Consider the following 20,023-nt stretch of genomic DNA (forward strand, 5'->3'; position numbering starts at 1 on the left):
CTTTCTAATGGGTGATTCATAATGTTGAGAACTGGATTACGCTTTCACGCTATTTTCATTCGAAAATGACGTCACAGATAACAGTTTGGGAACATTCCCCCAAAACTAAATTCGCAGACATCTACACTATGGCTATCAGGAAACGAGATATGGTTATGCGCAGGTTAGCTGCTTTATTGCTGGTGTTGCTGGTAACAAGCTGTAGCGTGCTGGAAGGAACACCTCAGCCCGCTCCACCGGCCACCAATCATCCTCAGGAAATTCGCCGTAATCAAACCGAAGGATTACAACGAATGGGTACCGTCAGCACGTTAGTTCGTGGCTCACCGGCGGATGCAGAGGATGACATAAGAGCAAAAGCCGTCGCCGCAAAAGCAGATTACTACGTCATTATTATGGTGGATGAAACCATCATTACCGGACAGTGGTACTCGCAGGCCATTTTGTATCGCAAATAACTGTCAGCATTTAAACGACATTTACACTGCTTTGCGTCCATAGACGTTTTCCTGTCCACAATAAACTCCATGCCTGTGACAATGGAAGTGAGTTTATTTGCGAAGGATTGCCCGGCGGATACCGGAGACATGTGAAATGGAGCTGACAATGAAACGATCTCTTGCTTTGACCTCACTGCTGCTCTCAGCTGGGCTGATGAGCACAACCGCACAGTCAGCAGAGTTTGCCAGTGCTGATTGCGTCACAGGCTTAAACGAAATTGGCCTAATCTCTGTGAATAATATTTCAGGGAGCCCGCAAGACGTTGAACGTGTCATTGCCTTAAAAGCGGATGAGCAAGGGGCATCTTGGTATCGAATCGTCCAGATGCAGGAAGACCGATACGCCGACCAATGGCGTGTACAAGCTATTCTCTACGCCTGATAGTCCCCCTATACCTATAAAAGCCACTTAATGTTAGTGGCTTTTGTCTTTTTACAAATCGATTATCCTTAACGCTACTAACTCGACACAGCTATGTAACATTTAGTTACATAAAGTTGATAAATGTTAGCCTCGCTCTGCCGTTGAACAGCCATACCTTTTCAACAATGAGCAATTTATGATCAATTTTTTCCGCCGTGCAGGTCTTGGCGCTAAGTTATCGCTACTGACCGGCGTGAGTGTCGCAATACTGTTTCTGCTGTTCACTTTCCTCCTGAGTCACAAAGCCAGCCAACAGCTAGAGGCACTGGCGGTAGAGGATCTTCACAACCAGTCCACTGGTGTCGTGGATATGGTGCAGATGTTTAATACCAGCCTTGGCGAAGAAGTCGAAAGCTACACCAAACTCTTCAGCACGTTTCTGCCACAACCACTGAATATTGATACCCGCCAAATCCGCGCGATCAACGGTCAAAACGCTCCACTGTTGAAAGGCGGCGATACCGAGCTCCACGAAAACAACACTTTCTCCGATGATTTTCTGAATCGTACCGGAGCAATCTCGACGCTGTTTGTACGCAGCGGTAACAACTTTATCCGCGTCGCCACATCCCTGCGCAAAGAAAACGGTGAACGAGCGATGGGCACCGTTCTCGACAACACCAGCGCCGCCTTCAGCAGCGTCAGTAAAGGCGCGGTTTATCGCGGCCTGGCTCTGCTGTTTGGCAAGCGCTACATCACGCAGTATCAGCCGGTGAAAGATGCAAGTGGGCAGGTGATTGCGATCATTTTTGTCGGTATCGACATTGGACATTCCTGGAACGTGATGCGCGATAAGATCCTCAACCGCCGCTTGGGTGAAAGCGGTCATTTCTACGTGCTGGATCGCAGTAATGGCAAAACACGCGGGCAATATCTGTTCCATGCCAGCGAAGAGGGGCAGCAGCCGAAATGGGATAGCGCACTCCAGCAGCAATTGCTGAGCGGCAAAGAGGGCACCGTCGAGCGTGTCAGTGATGATGGACGCACGCTCAAAATGGCCTATACCCCGCTGCCGGGCTGGAACTGGACAATTATTGGTGAGGTGGATAAATCGGTACTGCTGGAGCACGTCAACGCCTTACGCGATCGCTTCCTGCTGGCGGGCATTGTGTTGTCGATTCTGTTCGCAGCCATGTTCGTTATCATTATTCGTCGCTGGTTAACTCGGCCACTGCGCGATGTTATCCATCTTGCCCGTCAATACGCCGCAGGCGACCTTCGTGCAGAGCTGCCTGTTAACCGCCAGGATGAAGTGGGCCAACTGATTGACGCGATTAACGGCATCGGCGGTGGGCTGCAGAAAATCGTTCAGCAGGTGCGTGAAGCCGCGGGTGAAATCCACCTTGGTACTAACGCACTGGCGTCCGATACCGGTGAAATCTCTGGGCAGATCAACAAACAGGCCAGCAGCGTCGAAGAAACCTCCGCGAGTATGGAGCAGCTTGCCGCCTCCGTGGCGCAAAATGCGGCGAACATGCAGCAAACCCAGCAGCTCGTCGGGGAAACATCTCGCGCGGTACATCACGGCGGGGAAACGGTCGGTAATGCTGTCGCGACGATGGATGATATTCGCGACGCATCGAAACGTATTGAAGACATCACCCGCGTGATTGAGTCAATCGCTTTCCAGACCAATATCCTGGCGCTGAACGCCGCGGTCGAAGCCGCGCGCGCAGGTGAGCACGGCAAAGGTTTTGCTGTGGTCGCTCAGGAAGTTCGGGCGCTGGCCGCGCGCAGTGCAAATGCCGTGAAGGAGATCGAACAACTCATCGGCGACACGCTGAAGAAAGTCACCGAAGGCCACCAGCTTTCCGAGCAAACCCGGCAGGCGATGGACTCGATAATTGTTCACATCGATAACATCAACCAACTGGTCACAGAGATTAACCATGCCTCGCACGAACAGTCGGCGGGGATTCGTCAGGTCAATCTGGCGATGTCGCACATCGGTGAAGCGTCGCATATCAACGCCGACCGGGTTTCGCGCAGCGAGCAAACAGCACACACGCTGCGCGAGAAAGGCTCACACCTGACTGAGCTTGTTAGCCTGTTCCGTCTGAAGAACTAGCCCACTCGCCCTGTGGCGCGCAGCAGCAGGTCGTTTTGCACCTGTTCGCTCAACAGCGAGCCGCCACGGGGGTCCAGCATCATGCGACACCACGCCTGCGCCACAGGAGGCGATGCGTGTCGCAACATTTGCGCACCGGCTCCCAATAAATAGAGTTGCGAAGCGATCTCCCTGCCCTGCGCTTCCTGCGGTTTGCGTAATTTTTGCTGCAACTGCCGCCAGCCACGATCAAAATGGCGATCCTGACCTTTCACCTGCGCGAAGTCTTCATGCAAAACATCAATAATTCCAGAATGTTTCGCCAGCACCCGCAGGACATCCAGGCACATGATATTGCCCGAGCCTTCCCAGATACTGTTCACCGGCATCTCACGGTAGATGCGAGGCAGCTCGCTCTCTTCGCAATAACCGACGCCCCCAAGCACTTCCATTGCTTCGGCGACAAACGGCATCCCCCCTTTGCACACGCTGTATTTAGCCGCAGGGGTAAAGAGCCGCGCCCAGGCAGATTCTTGCGGATCGTCGCGCCGATCCCATGCGCGCGCCAGACGGAACAGCAGCGCGGTTTGTCCTTCGAGCTGCAGCGCCATCCGGCTTAATACTTCGCGCATTAGCGGCTGGTCGACTAGATTTTTACCAAACGTCTGGCGCTGATGTGCATGGTACAGCGCGACGGACAGCGCGCGGCGCATCAGCCCGTGGCTACCTAACGCACAATCAAAGCGCGTCAGTCCGCCCATTTTCAGGATCTGTCTTACACCCTCGCCCTCTTCACCCAGCAGCCAGCCTGAGGCATTCATCAATTCGACTTCGCTGCTGGCGTTCGAGCGGTTGCCGAGCTTGTCTTTCAGGCGTTCCAGTCGGACGCTATTACGCTGCCCATCTGGGAGAATACGCGGGAGGAAAAAGCATGATAATCCCCCTTTGGCCTGCGCCAGCACCAGATGGGCATCGCTTTGCGGCACGGAGAAAAACCATTTATGCCCAATCAGTCGATAGCTCCCGTCACTACATTTTTCCGCCCGTGTGGTGTTACTCAGCACGTCCGAGCCCCCCTGCTTTTCAGTCATTCCCATGCCGATCAGCAGCCCACGCTTTTGTACGCCGGGGGCCAGATGTGGATCGTAGCGATCGCTCAGCAGAGGCGTAAGCCAGTCATGGAAAAGTTTGGGAAGCGTCTGCTGGAGTAGCGGCGTGGCGGCGAACGTCATTGTTATCGGGCAAAGTGTTCCCGCTTCTACCTGCGCATGGAGCACAAATCGCGCAGCGCGAGCGACAAACGAACCTTTGCGGGCCTCATCTTCCCAGGGCAGATTATGGACCCGGTTAGCGCACAGTCCCTGCATCAGCAAATGCCAGGCTGGATGGAATCTCACATCATCAAGTCGTTCTCCTCGCGGATCGTAACGCAACAACTCCGGTGGATTGGTGTTGGCGAGACGCCCCAGCTCCAGGGATTCTGCCGTGCCAAGCTGCTGACCAATGCTGGCGAGAAATTCGCTGTCCCAGTCGGCCCCTTCACGCGCCACTGCCTCGTGCAAGGCGCAATCGGACAAAAACAGATTACTGTTCGACAGCGGTACAGGCTGATTAAAAACCGTGTGTGTCTGCCAGTGCATGTGTGTCCCTCCTTCAATGGCAATGAAGGTAAGTATGGACAGCGCACGCGAGCGCTGCATGGGAGTCGGGTCACAAGGTGGCAAACTAACTGAAATCATTCGTGAATCAGGTCACACAACATAAGAATAAACTATTTCACGCGGACCATTCTGTTGAATAATTTATTCTCACATCCCATGAGAGAATCATTATGCACTCTTCCCAACGTGCGCCGGACGCGCACAAGCGCGCTTTAATTGCAGGCTCGATTGGTAACTTCATCGAATGGTATGAATTCGCGGTATACGGGTTTATGGCGACCGTCATTGCGAAGAACTTTTTCCAGCTTGAAGGCGAAGCCGGGATGACCAGCCTGATCCTCACCTACGCCTCATTTGCCGTGGCTTTTTTCTTCCGTCCGCTTGGCGCGGTTGTCTTCGGACGCATTGGCGACCGAATCGGTCGCAAGCCAACGCTGATTATTGTGCTGGTGCTGATGACGCTCGCCACTGCTGCCATTGGTATCGTGCCGGTCTACGCCAGTATCGGCATTGCGGCACCGCTGATCATCACCGGGCTGCGCATTCTGCAGGGCTTGTTTGCCGGGGGGGAATATGGCGGTGCGGTGTCGCTGATGACCGAGTTCGCCCCACGCGGGAAACGCGGTCTGTACGGCGCGTGGCAATCCTTTACCGTTGCGCTCGGCCTGCTGGCAGGCGCAGGGATAGTCGCTTTGCTCTCCGCCGTGCTGACGCCCGAAGCGCTGCATGACTGGGGCTGGCGCATCCCGTTCTTCCTCGCCCTACCGATGGGTGTGGTCGCCCTGTGGTTGCGGGTGAGCATGGAGGAGACACCGAGCTTTGTGCAGCAAAAGGAAAAGCCAGTCGTCGCCCAGGCGCAAACCGCTGCCACCCTCAAGGCGATTGTGATGGGGATTGCCCGCGTAATGGTGTGGTCTGCCGCCGGGTATACCTATCTGGTGATTATGCCGACCTATTTACAATCCGCGTTGCACACCGGTTTTAACCAGGCGCTGCTGATTGCGGTGATTTCAAATATTGGCTTTGCGCTGACGATTATCCCGTCGGGCATCCTGAGCGACCGCATCGGGCGGCGTACGGTGATGGTGATTGCGACTGCGCTGCTGCTGATCCTCGCCCTGCCTTTACTGAAGATTTTGCAGGCGGAATCCAGCACGCTGGCGGTCAAAGCGATTGTAGTGTTGATTGCGGGCGGTCTGGTGGGAATGCTGGCGGGTCCTGGCCCGGCGATGCTGTCGGAGATGTTCCCGACGCGTGTTCGTTACACCGGCCTTGGGCTGGCCTATTCGCTGTCGAACGCGATCTTCTCAGGCTGCGCGGGTTTGATTATTACGGGGTTGATTAAGCAGACCGGGAATCTGGATATTCCGGCGTATTACGTAATGGCGACGGCGGTGGTGAGTATTGTCGCGCTGATGACGCTCAAGAAAGACGACCATCTTCGGTCACTGGAGGAGTAGCCTTTGCGCCCGGTGGCGCTTCAGTCCTTCACCGTCTGATGCCCTCACCCCGGCCCTCTCCCACGGGAGAGGGAGAAAACACTAAAGGCCTTCCGCAGGAAGGCCTTGCTGTTTATTACCCGCGCTGACGCACTGCTTCGAACAGGCAGATACCTGTTGCCACAGACACGTTCAGAGACGAAACGCTGCCCGCCATCGGAATGCTGATCAGCTCATCGCAATGCTCGCGAGTCAGACGACGCATCCCTTCGCCTTCTGCACCCATCACCAGCGCCATACGGCCCGTCATTTTGCTCTGGTACAGGGTGTGATCGGCTTCGCCAGCGGTGCCGACGATCCAGATGTTCTCTTCCTGTAGCTGACGCATAGTGCGCGCCAGGTTGGTCACGCGGATCAGCGGTACGTTTTCCGCCGCGCCGCAGGCCACTTTCTTCGCCGTGGCGTTCAGCTGTGCAGAACGGTCACGCGGCACAATCACCGCATGAACACCTGCCGCATCTGCGCTACGCAGGCATGCGCCGAGGTTGTGTGGATCGGTCACGCCGTCGAGGATCAGGAAGAACGGGTTATTCAGTTGGGCAATCAGATCCGGCAGATCGTTTTCCTGGTACTGACGGCCCGGCTTCGCACGCGCGATAATCCCCTGGTGAACGGCACCCTCGCTTTTTTCGTCGAGGAACTGGCGGCTTGCCAGCTGAATCACCACGCCCTGGGCTTCCAGAGCATGGATCAGCGGCAGCAGACGTTTATCCTCACGCCCTTTCAGAATATAAACTTCCTGAAAACGCTCCGGTGCGCGCTCCAGCAGGGCCTGCACCGCATGGATGCCGTAAATCATTTCACTCATTGATGGTTCTCGTTAATTGCTTTTGCTTTTTCCCCTCTCCCCAATGGGGAGAGGGTCAGGGTGAGGGGAAATCACTCCGCCACTTTTTTCTTCGCCGCACGCTTCGCTTTAGTCGCGGCCGCTATTTTCTGAGTCTTAGCCGACGGTTTTTTCGCGCCTTTCTCTTTCTTGGCTTTCGGTGGTTTCGGCGCTGGTTTGCCTTTATCACCACGGAAAGCGGCATCTGGCTCGAAGTTCACCTTCTTACCTGCCTGGCGACGTTTGCCGCTGGTTTTACCATTCGGCCCTTTTCTGGCCTTTTCACGTTCGGTTTTACCGACGTTACGCGGCGCACGTTCGCTGGAGATCAGGCTGAAATCAATCTTACGCTCGTCCATGTTGACGGCTTCAACTTTGACTTCCACACGATCGCCCAGACGGTAAGTCTGGCCACCGGATTCACCCGTCAGACGCTGTCCGACCTGGTCGTAGCGATAGTAATCGTTGTCCAGAGACGAGACGTGAACCAGACCGTCGATGAACAGCTCGTCGAGACGCACGAAGAAACCAAAGCCGGTGACGCTGGCAATGACGCCTTTAAAGACGTTGCCCACCTGATCCAGCATGAAATCACACTTCAGCCAGTCAGCCACGTCACGCGTCGCTTCGTCTGCACGACGTTCCGCCATTGAACAGTGCTGACCGAGCTGGAGCATTTCTTCCATAGAATAATGGTAGCCGCCGGTTTCGGTGGTGTTTCCTTTATGCCCCTGCTCTTGTGCCAACAGATACTTAATGGCGCGGTGCAGTGACAGATCCGGGTAACGACGGATCGGAGAGGTAAAGTGCGCGTAAGACTGCAGCGCCAGGCCGAAGTGACCACGGTTTTCTGGGTCGTAAATCGCCTGTTTCATCGAGCGCAGTAGCATCGTTTGCAGCATTTCTGCGTCAGGGCGATCGCCAATCGATTCCAGCAGCTCGGCGTAGTCGCGCGGTTCTGGTTTGCTGCCGCCCGGCAGTTCCAGACCCAGCTCCGCCAGCACAGAACGGAATGCGGTGATCGCTTCGGTGGTTGGTTTATCGTGAATACGGAACAGCGCAGGCTCTTTGGCTTTCTCAACGAAACGCGCCGCCGAAATGTTCGCCAGGATCATGCACTCTTCAATCAGTTTGTGCGCATCGTTACGCTGCGTCTGCTCGATACGTTCGATGCGGCGCTCGGCGTTGAAGATAAACTTCGCTTCTTCGCTCTCAAAGGAGATCCCGCCGCGCTCTTCGCGCGCCTGATCCAGCACTTTGTAGAGGCTATGCAGCTCTTCAATGTGTTTCACCAGCGGCGCGTACTGCTCGCGCAATTCCTGATCGCCCTGCAGCATGTGCCAGACTTTGGTGTACGTCAGGCGCGCATGCGAGCTCATCACCGCTTCATAGAATTTGTAGCCGGTTAAACGCCCTTTGGTGGAGATGGTCATTTCGCAGACCATACACAGGCGATCGACCTGTGGGTTCAGGGAGCAGAGGCCGTTGGAAAGCACTTCTGGCAGCATTGGGACCACCTGCGACGGGAAGTACACCGACGTACCACGGCTGCGGGCTTCACTGTCCAGCGGGGTGTTGGTGCGCACGTAATAGCTCACGTCCGCAATCGCCACCCACAAACGCCAGCCGCCGCCGCGTTTTTTCTCGCAGAAGACGGCGTCATCAAAGTCGCGGGCATCTTCGCCATCGATAGTGACCAGCGGCAGATCGCGCAGATCCACGCGGCCCACTTTGGCCTCTTCCGGCACCTGTTCTTTCAGGTCTTTGACCTGCTCTTCAACAGCGGTTGGCCAGACGTGTGGAATTTCATGCGTACGCAACGCCATATCCACGGCCATGCTGGTACCCATGTTATCGCCCAGCACTTCCACGATCTTACCAATCGCTTTGGTGCGACGCGTTGGACGCTGGGTGAGTTCAACCACCACCACGAAACCCATGCGCGCGCCCATCACTTCTTCCGGCGGGATCAGGATGTCGAAGCTAAGACGGCTGTCGTCCGGCACCACAAAGCCAACGCCCGCGTCGGTGAAGTAACGCCCGACAATCTGGCTGGTTTTCGGCACCAGTACGCGAACCACGCGTGCCTCACGGCGGCCCTTGCGGTCAGCCCCTAACGGCTGCGCCAGGATCTGATCGCCGTGGATGCACATTTTCATCTGTTCAGATGACAGGTACAGGTCATCCTTGCGTCCTTCGACGCGCAGGAAGCCGTAGCCATCGCGATGACCGATAACGATGCCTTTCAGCAGGTCGAGACGTTCCGGCAGGGCATAGCACTGGCGGCGGGTAAAGACCAGCTGGCCGTCGCGCTCCATAGCGCGCAGGCGGCGGCGAAGGGCTTCAATTTGCTCTTCGCCTTCAATGTTTAATTCAACGGCAAGTTCTTCACGATTAGCGGGCTTTTCGCGTTTAGTTAAGTGTTCGATGATGAACTCGCGGCTTGGGATAGGATTCGCGTACTTTTCTGCTTCGCGTTCCTGGAAAGGATCATGTGACATGTCGGTTCCTCCGTTGTCAGCTCCGGTGGAAATTTTCTTCATTCCACCAGCAATAATTTATACAGCGGTTGATTCTCTTCAACCAAATCGGCCAGCGTGTAGTTATCCAGTTCCTTGAGAAAACTTTGCACAGCCTTAGAAAGCGCCTGTTTCAGGCGGCAAGCGGGAGTGATGTGGCAGAACTCGCTGCTGCAATTCACCAGAGTCAGCGGCTCCAGTTCACGTACCACATCCCCAACACGAATACTCTGCGCTGGTTTACCGAGACGAATCCCCCCGTTTTTCCCGCGGACGGCAGTCACGTATCCCGCACGGCTAAGTTGATTGATTATTTTGACCATATGATTACGGGACACGCCGTAGACCTCTGTCACCTCAGAGATACTGGTCATCTGTCCTTGTGGCAACGACGCCATGTAAATCAGCGCACGCAAGCCGTAATCGGTGAAACTCGTTAACTGCACATCAACCTCAGGAAAAGGGAAAAACGCGGTCAAACCGCAGAGATATTCACTATTGATGATAAACCAGCCAGATACTTAGCGGCTAATTTATTTGACTGAAAGGGGGAAAGAGGAACTAAAAAGCCGGATACACGTTGCTTATCCGGCTTAAGAAGTGTTTTGTAGGCCCGGCAAGCGTAGCGCCGCCGGGCAAAACCTGAATTATGCGTCGAACGGGTCGCGCAGGATCATGGTTTCAGTACGGTCAGGGCCGGTAGAGATAATGTCGATCGGCACTTCGGTCAGTTCTTCGATACGCTTGATGTAGTCCAGCGCGGCTTTCGGCAGACCGCTACGCTCTTTCACACCAAAGGTGGTTTCGGACCAGCCTGGCATGGATTCGTAAATCGGCTCGATACCTTCCCAGTCGTCAGCTGCCAGCGGAGTAGTGGTCACTTCGCGGCCATCTGGCATACGGTAACCGACGCAGATTTTCACTTCTTTCAGGCCGTCCAGCACGTCCAGCTTGGTCAGGCAGAAGCCAGACAGGGAGTTAATCTGCACTGCACGACGCACAGCAACAGCATCCAGCCAACCGGTACGACGACGACGACCAGTGGTCGCGCCAAACTCGTTACCTTGTTTGCACAGGAACTCGCCGATGTCATCAAACAGTTCGGTAGGGAATGGACCTGCACCCACGCGAGTGGAGTAAGCTTTGATGATACCCAGAACGTAATCCACATAACGTGGGCCCAGGCCGGAGCCCGTTGCCACGCCACCTGCGGTGGTGTTAGAGGAAGTCACGTACGGATAGGTACCGTGGTCGATATCCAGCAGCGTACCCTGTGCGCCTTCGAACATGACGAAATCGCCACGTTTGCGCGCCTGGTCCAGCAGGTCGGACACATCCACAACCATACCGGTCAGGATATCCGCTACCGCCATGACATCATCCAGCACTTTCTGGTAGTCAACGGCGTCAGCTTTGTAGAAGTTCACCAGCTGGAAGTTGTGATATTCCATCACTTCTTTCAGTTTTTCAGCGAAGGTGGCTTTGTCGAACAAGTCGCCAACGCGCAGACCGCGACGAGCAACTTTATCTTCGTAAGCAGGGCCGATGCCACGGCCGGTGGTGCCGATAGCTTTTGCACCGCGTGCTTTTTCGCGCGCTACGTCCAGTGCAACGTGATAGTCGAGGATCAGCGGGCAGGCTTCGGAGAGCAGCAGACGCTCACGAACCGGGATACCACGGTCTTCCAGGCCTTTCATCTCTTTCATCAGCGCAGCAGGAGACAGCACAACACCGTTACCGATGATGCTGGTCACATTGTCACGAAGAATACCTGATGGAATAAGATGGAGGACGGTCTTTTCACCGTTGATTACGAGAGTATGGCCAGCGTTATGACCACCCTGATAGCGTACAACATATTTAGCACGTTCAGTCAGAAGATCGACGATCTTCCCTTTACCTTCGTCACCCCATTGGGTGCCCAGTACGACAACGTTGTTACCCATTTTAAAAATCACCGATTGCTTAAAAATGGATTCTACCACCGCTTTTTCAGAGTTACAGCACTTTTTGGCCTCAATATAAGGCAAATCCGACCACTTTTTGATCAGCCAATCGTTTTCCTCAACATGTAGTAGATCACCACTCCAGCAACCACTAGACCCCCGCCAAAACGACGTAAAATATTATCCGGCAGTTGGGTCATGGTGGCGATCATTCGACGCCATGCGCGTGGATAAAGCATCGGCCCCAACCCTTCGAGCACCAAAACCAAGGCTAATGCTAGCAAGATAGTGGAATTCATTTTAGCTCCCTATAAAAGAAAACCACCGCTCCGTTGAGAGCGGTGGTTTGATAACTCAAACGAGAATGAGTTTATCGCGTGGCGTTGCCTGGCGTCTTCATATAACGGAAGAAATCGCTGTCAGGGCTGAGCACCATCACATCCTGATTGCTCTGGAAGCTGTTTTCGTACGCACGCAGGCTACGAATAAAGGCGTAGAAATCCGGGTCCTGGCTGAAGGCATCGGCAAACAGTTTCGCCGCTTCTGCATCGCCTTCACCGCGCATAATGCGGCCTTGACGTTCAGATTCTGCCAGCGTTTTCGTCACTTCGTAATCCGCTGTCGCGCGCAGCTTTTCAGCCTCTTCCTGACCTTGTGAACGGTGGCGACGGGCAACCGCTTCACGCTCAGCGCGCATACGGCTATAGATCGCTTCAGACACTTCGGCAGGCAGGTTGATCTGCTTGATACGCACATCGACCACTTCGATACCTAACGCAGCCATACTGTTCGGGTTCATCACCGGCACTTTGCCGTTGGTTTCAGCCTGAACGCGTTCAGCCGCTTTAGCGATTGCATCGTCCGCTGCTGGCGTGGCGACTTCATCTTCCGTGCCCGCTGTACCGGAGTTCAGCGCATCACGCACTTCAAGAGTCAGACGACCGCGGGAATCGGTCACGATGTCTTTCACATCCAGACGACCAATTTCAGAACGCAGACGGTCAGAGAACTTACGTTTCAGCAGCACTTCTGCCTGGGAGACGTCACCGCCGCCGGTCGCCAGATAGTAACGGCTGAAGTCACTGATACGCCATTTGATGTAGGAATCAACGATCAGGTCTTTTTTCTCTTTGGTAACGAAACGATCGGCCTGGTTATCCATAGTCTGGATACGGGCGTCGAGCATTTTCACTGATTCAATCATCGGGAGCTTAAAGTGCAGGCCCGGCTCGAAGACCAGTGGTTTGTTTTCATCGTCACGCAGAACTTTACCGAAGCGCATGGTGATCCCGCGCTCGCCCTCTTTCACCACAAAGATGGAGGTATAAAGTACGACCAGCGCGATGATGATAATCGCAATAACTGACTTACGCATCGTTATTCCCCCTGACGCTGGCTGTCGTTACGCTGTGCGTTGGCACGGCGTTGGTCCATGATGTCACCATCGTTTGAAGAAGACGTGGTATTGGCGCTGGAATTGCTGCTGGATGCCGGTGGCAGACGCAGCAGATTGTTTGCTCCGCTGGTATCCTGTTTTGCCGCAGGCGCATTACCGCCTTTCAGCATCTGGTCCAGTGGCAGCACCATCAGATTGCCGCCTTTGCTGTCGTTCACCAGCACTTTACGGGTGTGGCTCAGCACTTTCTCCATGGTCTCGATATACAAACGCTCACGGGTAATTTCCGGTGCGGCTTTATATTCCGGCAGGAGCTTCGCAAAGCGAGCAACTTCACCCTGTGCTTCCAGGATGGTCTGTGTCTTATACGCACGCGCCTCTTCGAGAATACGCTGCGCCTGGCCGTTAGCACGTGGCTGAACTTCGTTGGTGTAGGCTTCGGCTTCACGGATGTATTGCTGTTCGTTTTCACGCGCGGCAATCGCATCATCAAATGCGGCTTTCACTTCTTCCGGCGGACGAGCGGCCTGGAAGTTGACGTCCAGTAAAGTGATACCCATGTTGTATGGACGAATGGTCTCTTCCAGCTCGCGCTGGGTATCGCTACGGATAACGGTACGACCTTCAGTCAGAATACGGTCCATGGTGTATTTACCGATCACGCCACGCAGGGCGCTGTCGGTTGCCTGACGAAGACTGTCATCGGCGCTGGTGACGCTAAACAAATAGTGTTCCGGATCGGTCACGCGGTACTGGACGTTCATCTCAACGCGCACTACGTTCTCGTCAGAAGTCAGCATCACACCGGACGCTGCCAGTTCACGTACCGATTCGACGTTAACGGCCGTCACGTTGTCGACGAAGGTTGGCTTCCAGTTCAGACCTGGCTCAACCAGATGGCTAAACTTACCGAAACGAGTGACCACACCGCGCTCGGCTTCTTTAATGGTGTAGAACCCGCTGGCAGCCCAAATGATGACCACGGCAGCGGCAACAATGCTCACTACGCGACCACCCATGTGCGGGCGCGGCCCTGGAGTGGAATTCCCACCCGAGCCAGAACCTTTACCTCCGCCAAAACCACCCAGCTTTTTGCTCAGTTTGCGAAAGATATCGTCCAGATCAGGAGGACCCTGCTCGCGACCACCTTTGTTGCCATTTCCCCCAGAGTTGCCGCCTTGATTATTGCTGCTTCCCCACGGGTCGCGGTCTTGTCCGTTATTACCGGGCTGATTCCACGCCATGTATATGCTCCATATTTGTTATGCAAGGGCGAATTTTCAGGCTCGTGCACCTTTACCTGGTTAGACGACGTAGTCCACCAGCGCAGGTTCTTGTTTACAGAGGCGACGCCAGTCAACGATCGGCATACGCACCTGCATCCCCACGCTGCCGTCCTCCTCCATCCACTCTTTTTCTATCGCCTGAAGCTGATAAAACCGGCTGCGCAGCCTGCCTTCCTGTGGCGGCAGACGCAGCGTATGCTGAGCCACCTCACCAGAAAGACGTTCTGTCAAAGCCTGGAAAAGCAGTGGCACACCGGCCCCGGTCTGGGCAGAAAGCCAGACCCGAATCGGTTTGTTCTCTTCATCTCGGTCGATACGTGGTTCAAAATCCTCCAGCATATCGATTTTATTCATCACCAGAAGCGTAGGGATTTCATGCGCTTCGATCTCTTCGAGCACGGTATTGACCGCGTCGATGTTCTCCTGCACGCGTACATCCGCAGCATCGATAATGTGCAGCAGCAGCGTCGCCTGACGCGTCTCCTGCAAGGTTGCTTTAAACGCAGCCACCAGGTCGTGCGGCAAATGACGAATAAACCCTACGGTATCCGCCAGCACTGTTTCACCGACATCTGCGACGTCAATGCGACGCAGCGTAGGATCAAGGGTCGCAAACAACTGGTCTGCGGCATAAACCTTGGCCTCAGTAATCTGGTTAAACAGGGTGGATTTACCGGCGTTGGTATACCCCACCAGCGACACCGTTGGGATGTCAGCTTTGGTTCGCGAACGACGTCCTTGCTCACGCTGTTTTTCAACTCTTGCCAGACGTGAGAGGATCTGGGTAATACGGCCACGCAGCAGTCGACGGTCGGTTTCGAGCTGGGTTTCACCCGGACCGCGCAAACCAATCCCGCCTTTTTGCCTTTCAAGGTGGGTCCAGCCACGCACAAGGCGTGTGGCAAGATGACGCAATTGCGCCAGCTCAACCTGCAATTTCCCCTCGTGGGTACGTGCACGCTGAGCAAAAATATCTAATATCAGTCCTGTACGATCGATAACACGACATTCGCACAGAGCTTCCAGGTTACGCTCTTGAGCCGGAGATAGCGCATGGTCAAAGAGCACGACTGACGCGCCAGTTGCTTTTACGGCTTCCGCAATTTCGATTGCTTTACCTTCACCAACAAAAAACTTTGGGTGCGGTGCTTTACGACTACCGGTAATCACCTGCAATGCTTCGACACCGGCGGAAGAGACCAGAGCTTCAAACTCCTGGAGGTCTTCCATATCTTTGTCTTGCGTAAAATAGATGTGTACCAGTACCGCGTGCTCACCAGCATCATAACGGTCAAACAAGCGTATTATCCTCAAAATAAATCAGCGGGGAACGCAGAAAACCTGGCTCCCCGTGTGGAAAAACAGCCCGTTACCTTACTCGGTTTCTTCGCTGTCCTGCGCAGGTGCAGAAGAGCCCTGTGCGTTGCTGCCATGATGGAAATTACTACCGGTGCCGCCGCCAGCGTTGTTGCTGTGATGAGATACTGGACGGGACGGAACAACAGTAGAAATAGCGTGCTTATACACCATCTGGCTGACCGTGTTTTTCAACAGAATCACGAACTGATCGAAAGACTCAATCTGGCCTTGCAGCTTAATACCATTCACCAAATAAATAGAAACTGGAACACGTTCACGACGCAATGCGTTCAAGAACGGATCTTGTAAAGATTGCCCCTTAGCCATTCTATCTTTTCCTTATATGTATGCTTGTTATGTACTTAGAACCTTGCGATTCTGAAAAATTGCGCACGGTACGACTTAATTGTACACATTCAGTCTGCGATAGCACCCACAACCTGTAAAACTTCGCTGTACGCCTGGTCTGGCTTCTCACTGTCTAACCAGTGAATACCGTCCCAACCGCGCAACCAGGTCATCTGGCGTTTCGCTAACTGTCTCGTGGCGCAAACACCTCGATAAACCATTTCATCGTATGAGATCTCGCCTTCAATGTATGACCACATCTGGCGGTATCCGACACAACGAATGGAAGGCATGTCCGTATGCAAATCTCCGCGAGCAAATAGCGCTCGTACTTCTGCTTCAAATCCTGAAGCTAACATCTGATGAAAACGCTGCTCAATTCGTTGATGGAGCAGTTCACGGCTCGCCGGGGCGATGGCGAACTGATGCACCTGATACGGCAGAGCCTCTCCTGACGTTTGCGTCAGTTCCGTTAAAGTTTTACCCGAAATGAAAAAAACTTCCAGTGCCCGGGAAAGCCTTTGCGGATCATTTGGATGAATCCGTGCTGCGGCAACCGGGTCAACTTCTTCCAGTTGCTTGTGCAACGCGCCCCATCCTTGCTCTGCCGCCTGCTGCTCAATTCTGGCTCTCACTTCAGGGCTCGCTGATGGCAAGGGTGATAATCCTTCCAGCAACGCCTTGAAATAGAGCATGGTTCCGCCGACAAGCAGCGGTATCCGGCCTGCTGCGGTTATCTCAGCCATTTGCGCCAGCGCATCGCGGCGAAAATCCGCGGCTGAGTACGCCTGGGCCGGGTCGAGAATATCCAGCAACCGATGCGGGGCCGCGCGCAATTCGTCTGCGTCTGGCTTCGCCGTACCGATATCCATCCCTTGATAAATAAGGGCGGAATCGACGCTAATCAACTCTACTGGCAAAACTTTACGTAACTCAATGGCTAACGCGGTTTTGCCAGAGGCCGTTGGGCCCATTAAAAAAATCGCCTTAGGCAGGCTCACCTTACTCACATCACTCATTTTTCAGGGCATTCATCGCCGAATCTAAATCAACACGTTGTAATAAACCACCCGGCGGTGCTTTGACCAAATGAGGACAAAGACGTTCAACTTCTGCCAATACGGTGATGGCTTGCGCCATGCTCCACGGATGATGGTCGCTCGCCAAATGGCGGGCAAGCCACTGCGCGGTATTGGTCGCATCTAACGTCGTTTGCTGCGCCAGGTAGCCTATCAGTTCAGGAATCAAGTTTTGTAAATTTTGTTGGCGTAAGGGTAAAGGCACCGCGCGAATCGTCACATGATGAGACTCTAAGACAAATTCAATGCCCATTTCCGCCAACAGCGCTTTAGCACGGTTCAAAAGGGTGGTTTCGTCCGCTGAAATTTTGAGCCGTACGGGAATCAACAGCGGCTGTGCGCAGGCCGCGTTTGCGCCTGGCGTCAGCTGTGCCTGTTTCAACCAGCGCTCTGCAACAGGTAACGCCAGCAAGGCCAATTTACCGTCGCGTTCCAGCAACGCCGTTTCCGGTGCAATAATCGTTAACACCCGGCCAAAGCTTTGGCTGTGTCCTTCCAGCGCCGGGGCCGATTGCGCCACGTTCTCTTTACGCTCGACGGCTGGAGTATCCAGCAATTTGCTGTACAGCGCACCCTGCTGTTTTTGATATCCCGGCGCATGGGGATAGTTTGCCCCGACCGGTCGCGGTGCGCTACTGCCTGAAGAATAACGCGGAGCTTCCGGCTCGCGAGCAACAGCAGGCTCAGCAAACTGATTGCGCCCCGCTGCGATGCGGTTTTCAGGAATCGGACGCGGCGCGATAACCTCTTCAGCCAGCGGCAGCGTCGGCTCAGCCTGTTGCTGCAAAACGCTCAGCACGCCCTGATAGATAAAATCATGCACCAGACGCGACTGGTGGAAGCGCACTTCATGCTTAGCCGGATGGACGTTAACGTCCACCTGATGTGGATCGATTTCCAGATACAACACAAACGCAGGCTGCTGATCCGCGCCGAGTTTATCTTCGCAAGCCTGGCGGATCGCATGGTTGATCAGGCGATCGCGCATCATGCGGCCATTGACGTAGCAATACTGAATTTCAGCCAGTGCCGTGTTCATGGCTTTCGGATCGGCCACCCAACCGCGCATCGCTAAATCACCGTGCTGCCACTCTATCGCCAGCGCCTGTTCCAGGAACCCGGTTCCGCAGATCGCGCCTAACCGACGCTCTTTCTGACCGCCTTCAGCCACCGCTCGATACTGACGCATCACTTTGCCGTTATGGCTCAGATTGATGGCGACGTCAAAACGCGCCAATGCGATGCGGCGAATAATCTCGTCGATATGGCTGAATTCGGTTTTCTCGGTGCGCATAAACTTACGCCGCGCCGGCGTGTTGTAGAACAAATCCAGCACTTCCAGCGTGGTACCCACAGGATGGGCGGCAGGTTTAACAGTCACGTCCATGTCACGCCCTTCCGCATACGCCTGCCAGGCTTCCTGCTGTTCGGCAGTGCGGGAGGTGAGCGTCAGACGGGAAACGGAGCTGATACTGGCCAGCGCTTCGCCGCGAAAACCGAGGCTGATAATCGCTTCCAGATCGTCGAGTGAGGCAATTTTACTGGTGGCGTGACGCGCCAGCGCCAGCGCCAGCTCGTCTTTTTTGATACCACAGCCGTTATCGCGAATGCGGATAAGCTTTGCGCCACCGCGTTCGATATCAATATCGATGCGGGTCGCCCCCGCATCCAGACTGTTCTCAACCAGTTCTTTCACGACCGATGCAGGACGCTCCACCACCTCGCCGGCGGCGATTTGGTTCGCAAGCTGCGGCGGCAGAACCTGAATCGGCATGACTTCTCCTTAGTGGGTCGCGCTCATCTCGCCTGGGAGGACTGCGCTGGCGGTTTGACCCGCGCCCCCTTGCGGCGCTGACTGCAGCGGATGCGCAGCAAAGTAATTGCGCAGACCGTTATAAATCGCATCGGCAATTTGCTGCTGATAGCTGTCGCTACCAAGCAGGCGCTCTTCGCCGTTATTGGTGATAAAACCGGTTTCGACCAGAATCGACGGGATATCCGGGGAGCGCAGCACGCCTAAACTCGCGTGCTCAGGGCGGCGTTTGTGGATCGCGCCGACGCGCTGAAGCTGGCTAATCACGTTAGTCGCCACATCATACCCGACGCGCTGAGAATGACCGAATTGTAAATCCAGCACCGCCTGGCTGAGATACGGATCGGACTGACTGTTCGCCAGTACATCCCCCGCTCCACCAAGCAGTTCAGACTGCTTCTCATGCTCTTCGAGCCAGTTCGCCATTTCGCTGTTCGCACGGCGGTTCGACAGAACCCAGACCGAGGCCCCAGTTGCGCTGCGGTTCGGTGCGGCATCCGCATGAATCGATACCAGGAAGTTCGCATTTTGCTTACGCGCCACGTCGGAACGCCCCATCACAGAGATGAAATAGTCGCCGTCACGGGTCATGACGCCTTTAAACATCGGATCGTCGTTCAGCAAAGCACGCAGTTTACGCGCAATAGAAATAGTAACGTTTTTCTCCTGCGTACCGCCCGGCCCAATCGCGCCAGGGTCCTGCCCGCCGTGACCGGCGTCAATGGCGATGATCACTTTCTCGTCGGACGACACTGCTCGCGCACGTGCCGCCGGGCGCGTGACGGTATTGCTGCTGGTCACGCTGGTGATGCGATCGTTTTGCGCCTTGAACGGATTACGCGCCGGTTCAGACGGCCGCGGTGCAACCACCGGCGGCTCCACGCGTTGTGCCACGACAGGCGCAGGCGGCGGAGGTGGTGGCGGAGGAACATCGGCATTAATGGTGAAGACGACAGTGTAATTCGCACCGTTTTGCTGCTTCACCGCGCGGGTTTTACCATTCTGCGTCAGATCAACCACCAGGCGTAGGGATTGCGCGTCTGTTGCCGTCCCGGAACGAATGCTTTTGACCAGATTGTTGCCGCTAAATTGCAGCGGCAGACCCTGAATCACCCCGGTCTGTTTGATATCCAGCGCAACGCTACGTTTATCGACCTGTGAGAAGGCGTAATCAGGATCGCCCATGAAACTGAAGGTGATGCGCGCCTGCGAATCACCGTTGGACACCTGAATGTCCGATAAGCTCGCCGCTCCGGCCTGCGTGCACAGCAGCACCGTTGCGGCCAACAACCAACCTTTAACGCGATTAATCATCCCGTT

General features: G+C 54.9%; 17 protein-coding genes. 4 read left to right on the forward strand and 13 right to left on the reverse strand.

What is annotated here, in order from left to right; all coding sequences use genetic code 11:
- The first annotated feature begins 128 nt into the window (after positions 1–128).
- The 3 genes from bsmA (at position 129) to C3708_RS16885 (ending at position 2,992) form a co-directional block, all read left to right on the forward strand.
- Positions 129–458: a biofilm peroxide resistance protein BsmA gene (gene bsmA / locus C3708_RS16875; protein WP_095284158.1), complete on the forward strand. Its 330-nt coding sequence runs from the start codon at positions 129–131 to the stop codon at positions 456–458.
- Positions 459–594: 136 nt separating this feature from the next.
- Complete coding sequence (gene yjfN, locus C3708_RS16880; RefSeq protein ID WP_095280491.1) at positions 595–882, forward strand: DUF1471 family protease activator YjfN; 288 nt, start codon at positions 595–597, stop codon at positions 880–882.
- A gap of 178 nt (positions 883–1,060) precedes the next feature.
- A complete protein-coding gene (locus C3708_RS16885) occupies positions 1,061–2,992 on the forward strand; it encodes a methyl-accepting chemotaxis protein (RefSeq protein ID WP_103949837.1) in 1,932 nt (643 codons plus the stop codon).
- Here C3708_RS16885 and C3708_RS16890 read toward each other — a convergent pair.
- Complete coding sequence (locus C3708_RS16890) at positions 2,989–4,611, reverse strand: isovaleryl-CoA dehydrogenase (RefSeq protein WP_103949838.1); 1,623 nt, start codon at positions 4,609–4,611, stop codon at positions 2,989–2,991. The genes C3708_RS16885 and C3708_RS16890 overlap by 4 nt on opposite strands.
- A gap of 191 nt (positions 4,612–4,802) precedes the next feature.
- On the opposite strand from C3708_RS16890, the gene C3708_RS16895 reads away from it, so the two are divergent.
- Positions 4,803–6,092, forward strand: coding sequence for an MFS transporter (locus C3708_RS16895; RefSeq protein WP_103947873.1), 1,290 nt, complete (start codon positions 4,803–4,805; stop codon positions 6,090–6,092).
- Between the two features lie 115 nt (positions 6,093–6,207).
- Here the strand turns inward: C3708_RS16895 and rlmB are convergent, their stop codons facing one another.
- From rlmB to amiB, 12 genes are all read right to left on the reverse strand, one after another.
- Positions 6,208–6,939 carry a 23S rRNA (guanosine(2251)-2'-O)-methyltransferase RlmB gene (gene rlmB / locus C3708_RS16900; protein WP_103949839.1) on the reverse strand — a complete coding sequence of 244 codons (732 nt, stop codon included), beginning with the start codon at positions 6,937–6,939 and terminating at the stop codon, positions 6,208–6,210.
- 71 nt (positions 6,940–7,010) lie between these two features.
- A complete protein-coding gene (gene rnr / locus C3708_RS16905; protein WP_103947872.1) occupies positions 7,011–9,458 on the reverse strand; it encodes a ribonuclease R in 2,448 nt (815 codons plus the stop codon).
- Positions 9,459–9,496: 38 nt separating this feature from the next.
- The gene (nsrR, locus tag C3708_RS16910; RefSeq protein ID WP_095280485.1) at positions 9,497–9,922 is read right to left on the reverse strand and encodes a nitric oxide-sensing transcriptional repressor NsrR; all 426 of its coding nucleotides are present in this window, start codon (positions 9,920–9,922) and stop codon (positions 9,497–9,499) included.
- Positions 9,923–10,123: 201 nt separating this feature from the next.
- Positions 10,124–11,422, reverse strand: coding sequence for an adenylosuccinate synthase (locus tag C3708_RS16915; protein WP_095284157.1), 1,299 nt, complete (start codon positions 11,420–11,422; stop codon positions 10,124–10,126).
- A 101-nt stretch (positions 11,423–11,523) separates the two neighbouring features.
- The gene (locus C3708_RS16920; RefSeq protein WP_095280484.1) at positions 11,524–11,721 is read right to left on the reverse strand and encodes a DUF2065 domain-containing protein; all 198 of its coding nucleotides are present in this window, start codon (positions 11,719–11,721) and stop codon (positions 11,524–11,526) included.
- Positions 11,722–11,792: 71 nt separating this feature from the next.
- Positions 11,793–12,797 (reverse strand): protease modulator HflC, encoded by a 1,005-nt coding sequence (gene hflC / locus C3708_RS16925; RefSeq protein WP_095280483.1) that lies wholly within the window; start codon positions 12,795–12,797, stop codon positions 11,793–11,795.
- A gap of 2 nt (positions 12,798–12,799) precedes the next feature.
- Entirely contained in the window at positions 12,800–14,062 is a 1,263-nt protein-coding gene (gene hflK, locus C3708_RS16930) for an FtsH protease activity modulator HflK (protein ID WP_103947871.1), read from the reverse strand.
- Between the two features lie 60 nt (positions 14,063–14,122).
- Entirely contained in the window at positions 14,123–15,403 is a 1,281-nt protein-coding gene (gene hflX / locus C3708_RS16935) for a ribosome rescue GTPase HflX (protein ID WP_095280481.1), read from the reverse strand.
- A 75-nt stretch (positions 15,404–15,478) separates the two neighbouring features.
- Entirely contained in the window at positions 15,479–15,790 is a 312-nt protein-coding gene (gene hfq, locus C3708_RS16940) for an RNA chaperone Hfq (RefSeq protein ID WP_095280480.1), read from the reverse strand.
- An 89-nt stretch (positions 15,791–15,879) separates the two neighbouring features.
- The gene (gene miaA / locus C3708_RS16945; protein ID WP_095280479.1) at positions 15,880–16,830 is read right to left on the reverse strand and encodes a tRNA (adenosine(37)-N6)-dimethylallyltransferase MiaA; all 951 of its coding nucleotides are present in this window, start codon (positions 16,828–16,830) and stop codon (positions 15,880–15,882) included.
- Positions 16,823–18,664: a DNA mismatch repair endonuclease MutL gene (gene mutL, locus C3708_RS16950; protein WP_103949840.1), complete on the reverse strand. Its 1,842-nt coding sequence runs from the start codon at positions 18,662–18,664 to the stop codon at positions 16,823–16,825. Before mutL ends, miaA begins: the two co-directional genes overlap by 8 nt.
- Positions 18,665–18,673: 9 nt before the next feature.
- Positions 18,674–20,017: an N-acetylmuramoyl-L-alanine amidase AmiB gene (gene amiB, locus C3708_RS16955; RefSeq protein ID WP_103949841.1), complete on the reverse strand. Its 1,344-nt coding sequence runs from the start codon at positions 20,015–20,017 to the stop codon at positions 18,674–18,676.
- Positions 20,018–20,023 lie beyond the last annotated feature (6 nt).

Origin of the sequence: Lelliottia sp. 7254-16 (assembly GCF_002922995.1) — a bacterium.
Lineage (GTDB): Bacteria > Pseudomonadota > Gammaproteobacteria > Enterobacterales > Enterobacteriaceae > Enterobacter > Enterobacter jeotgali.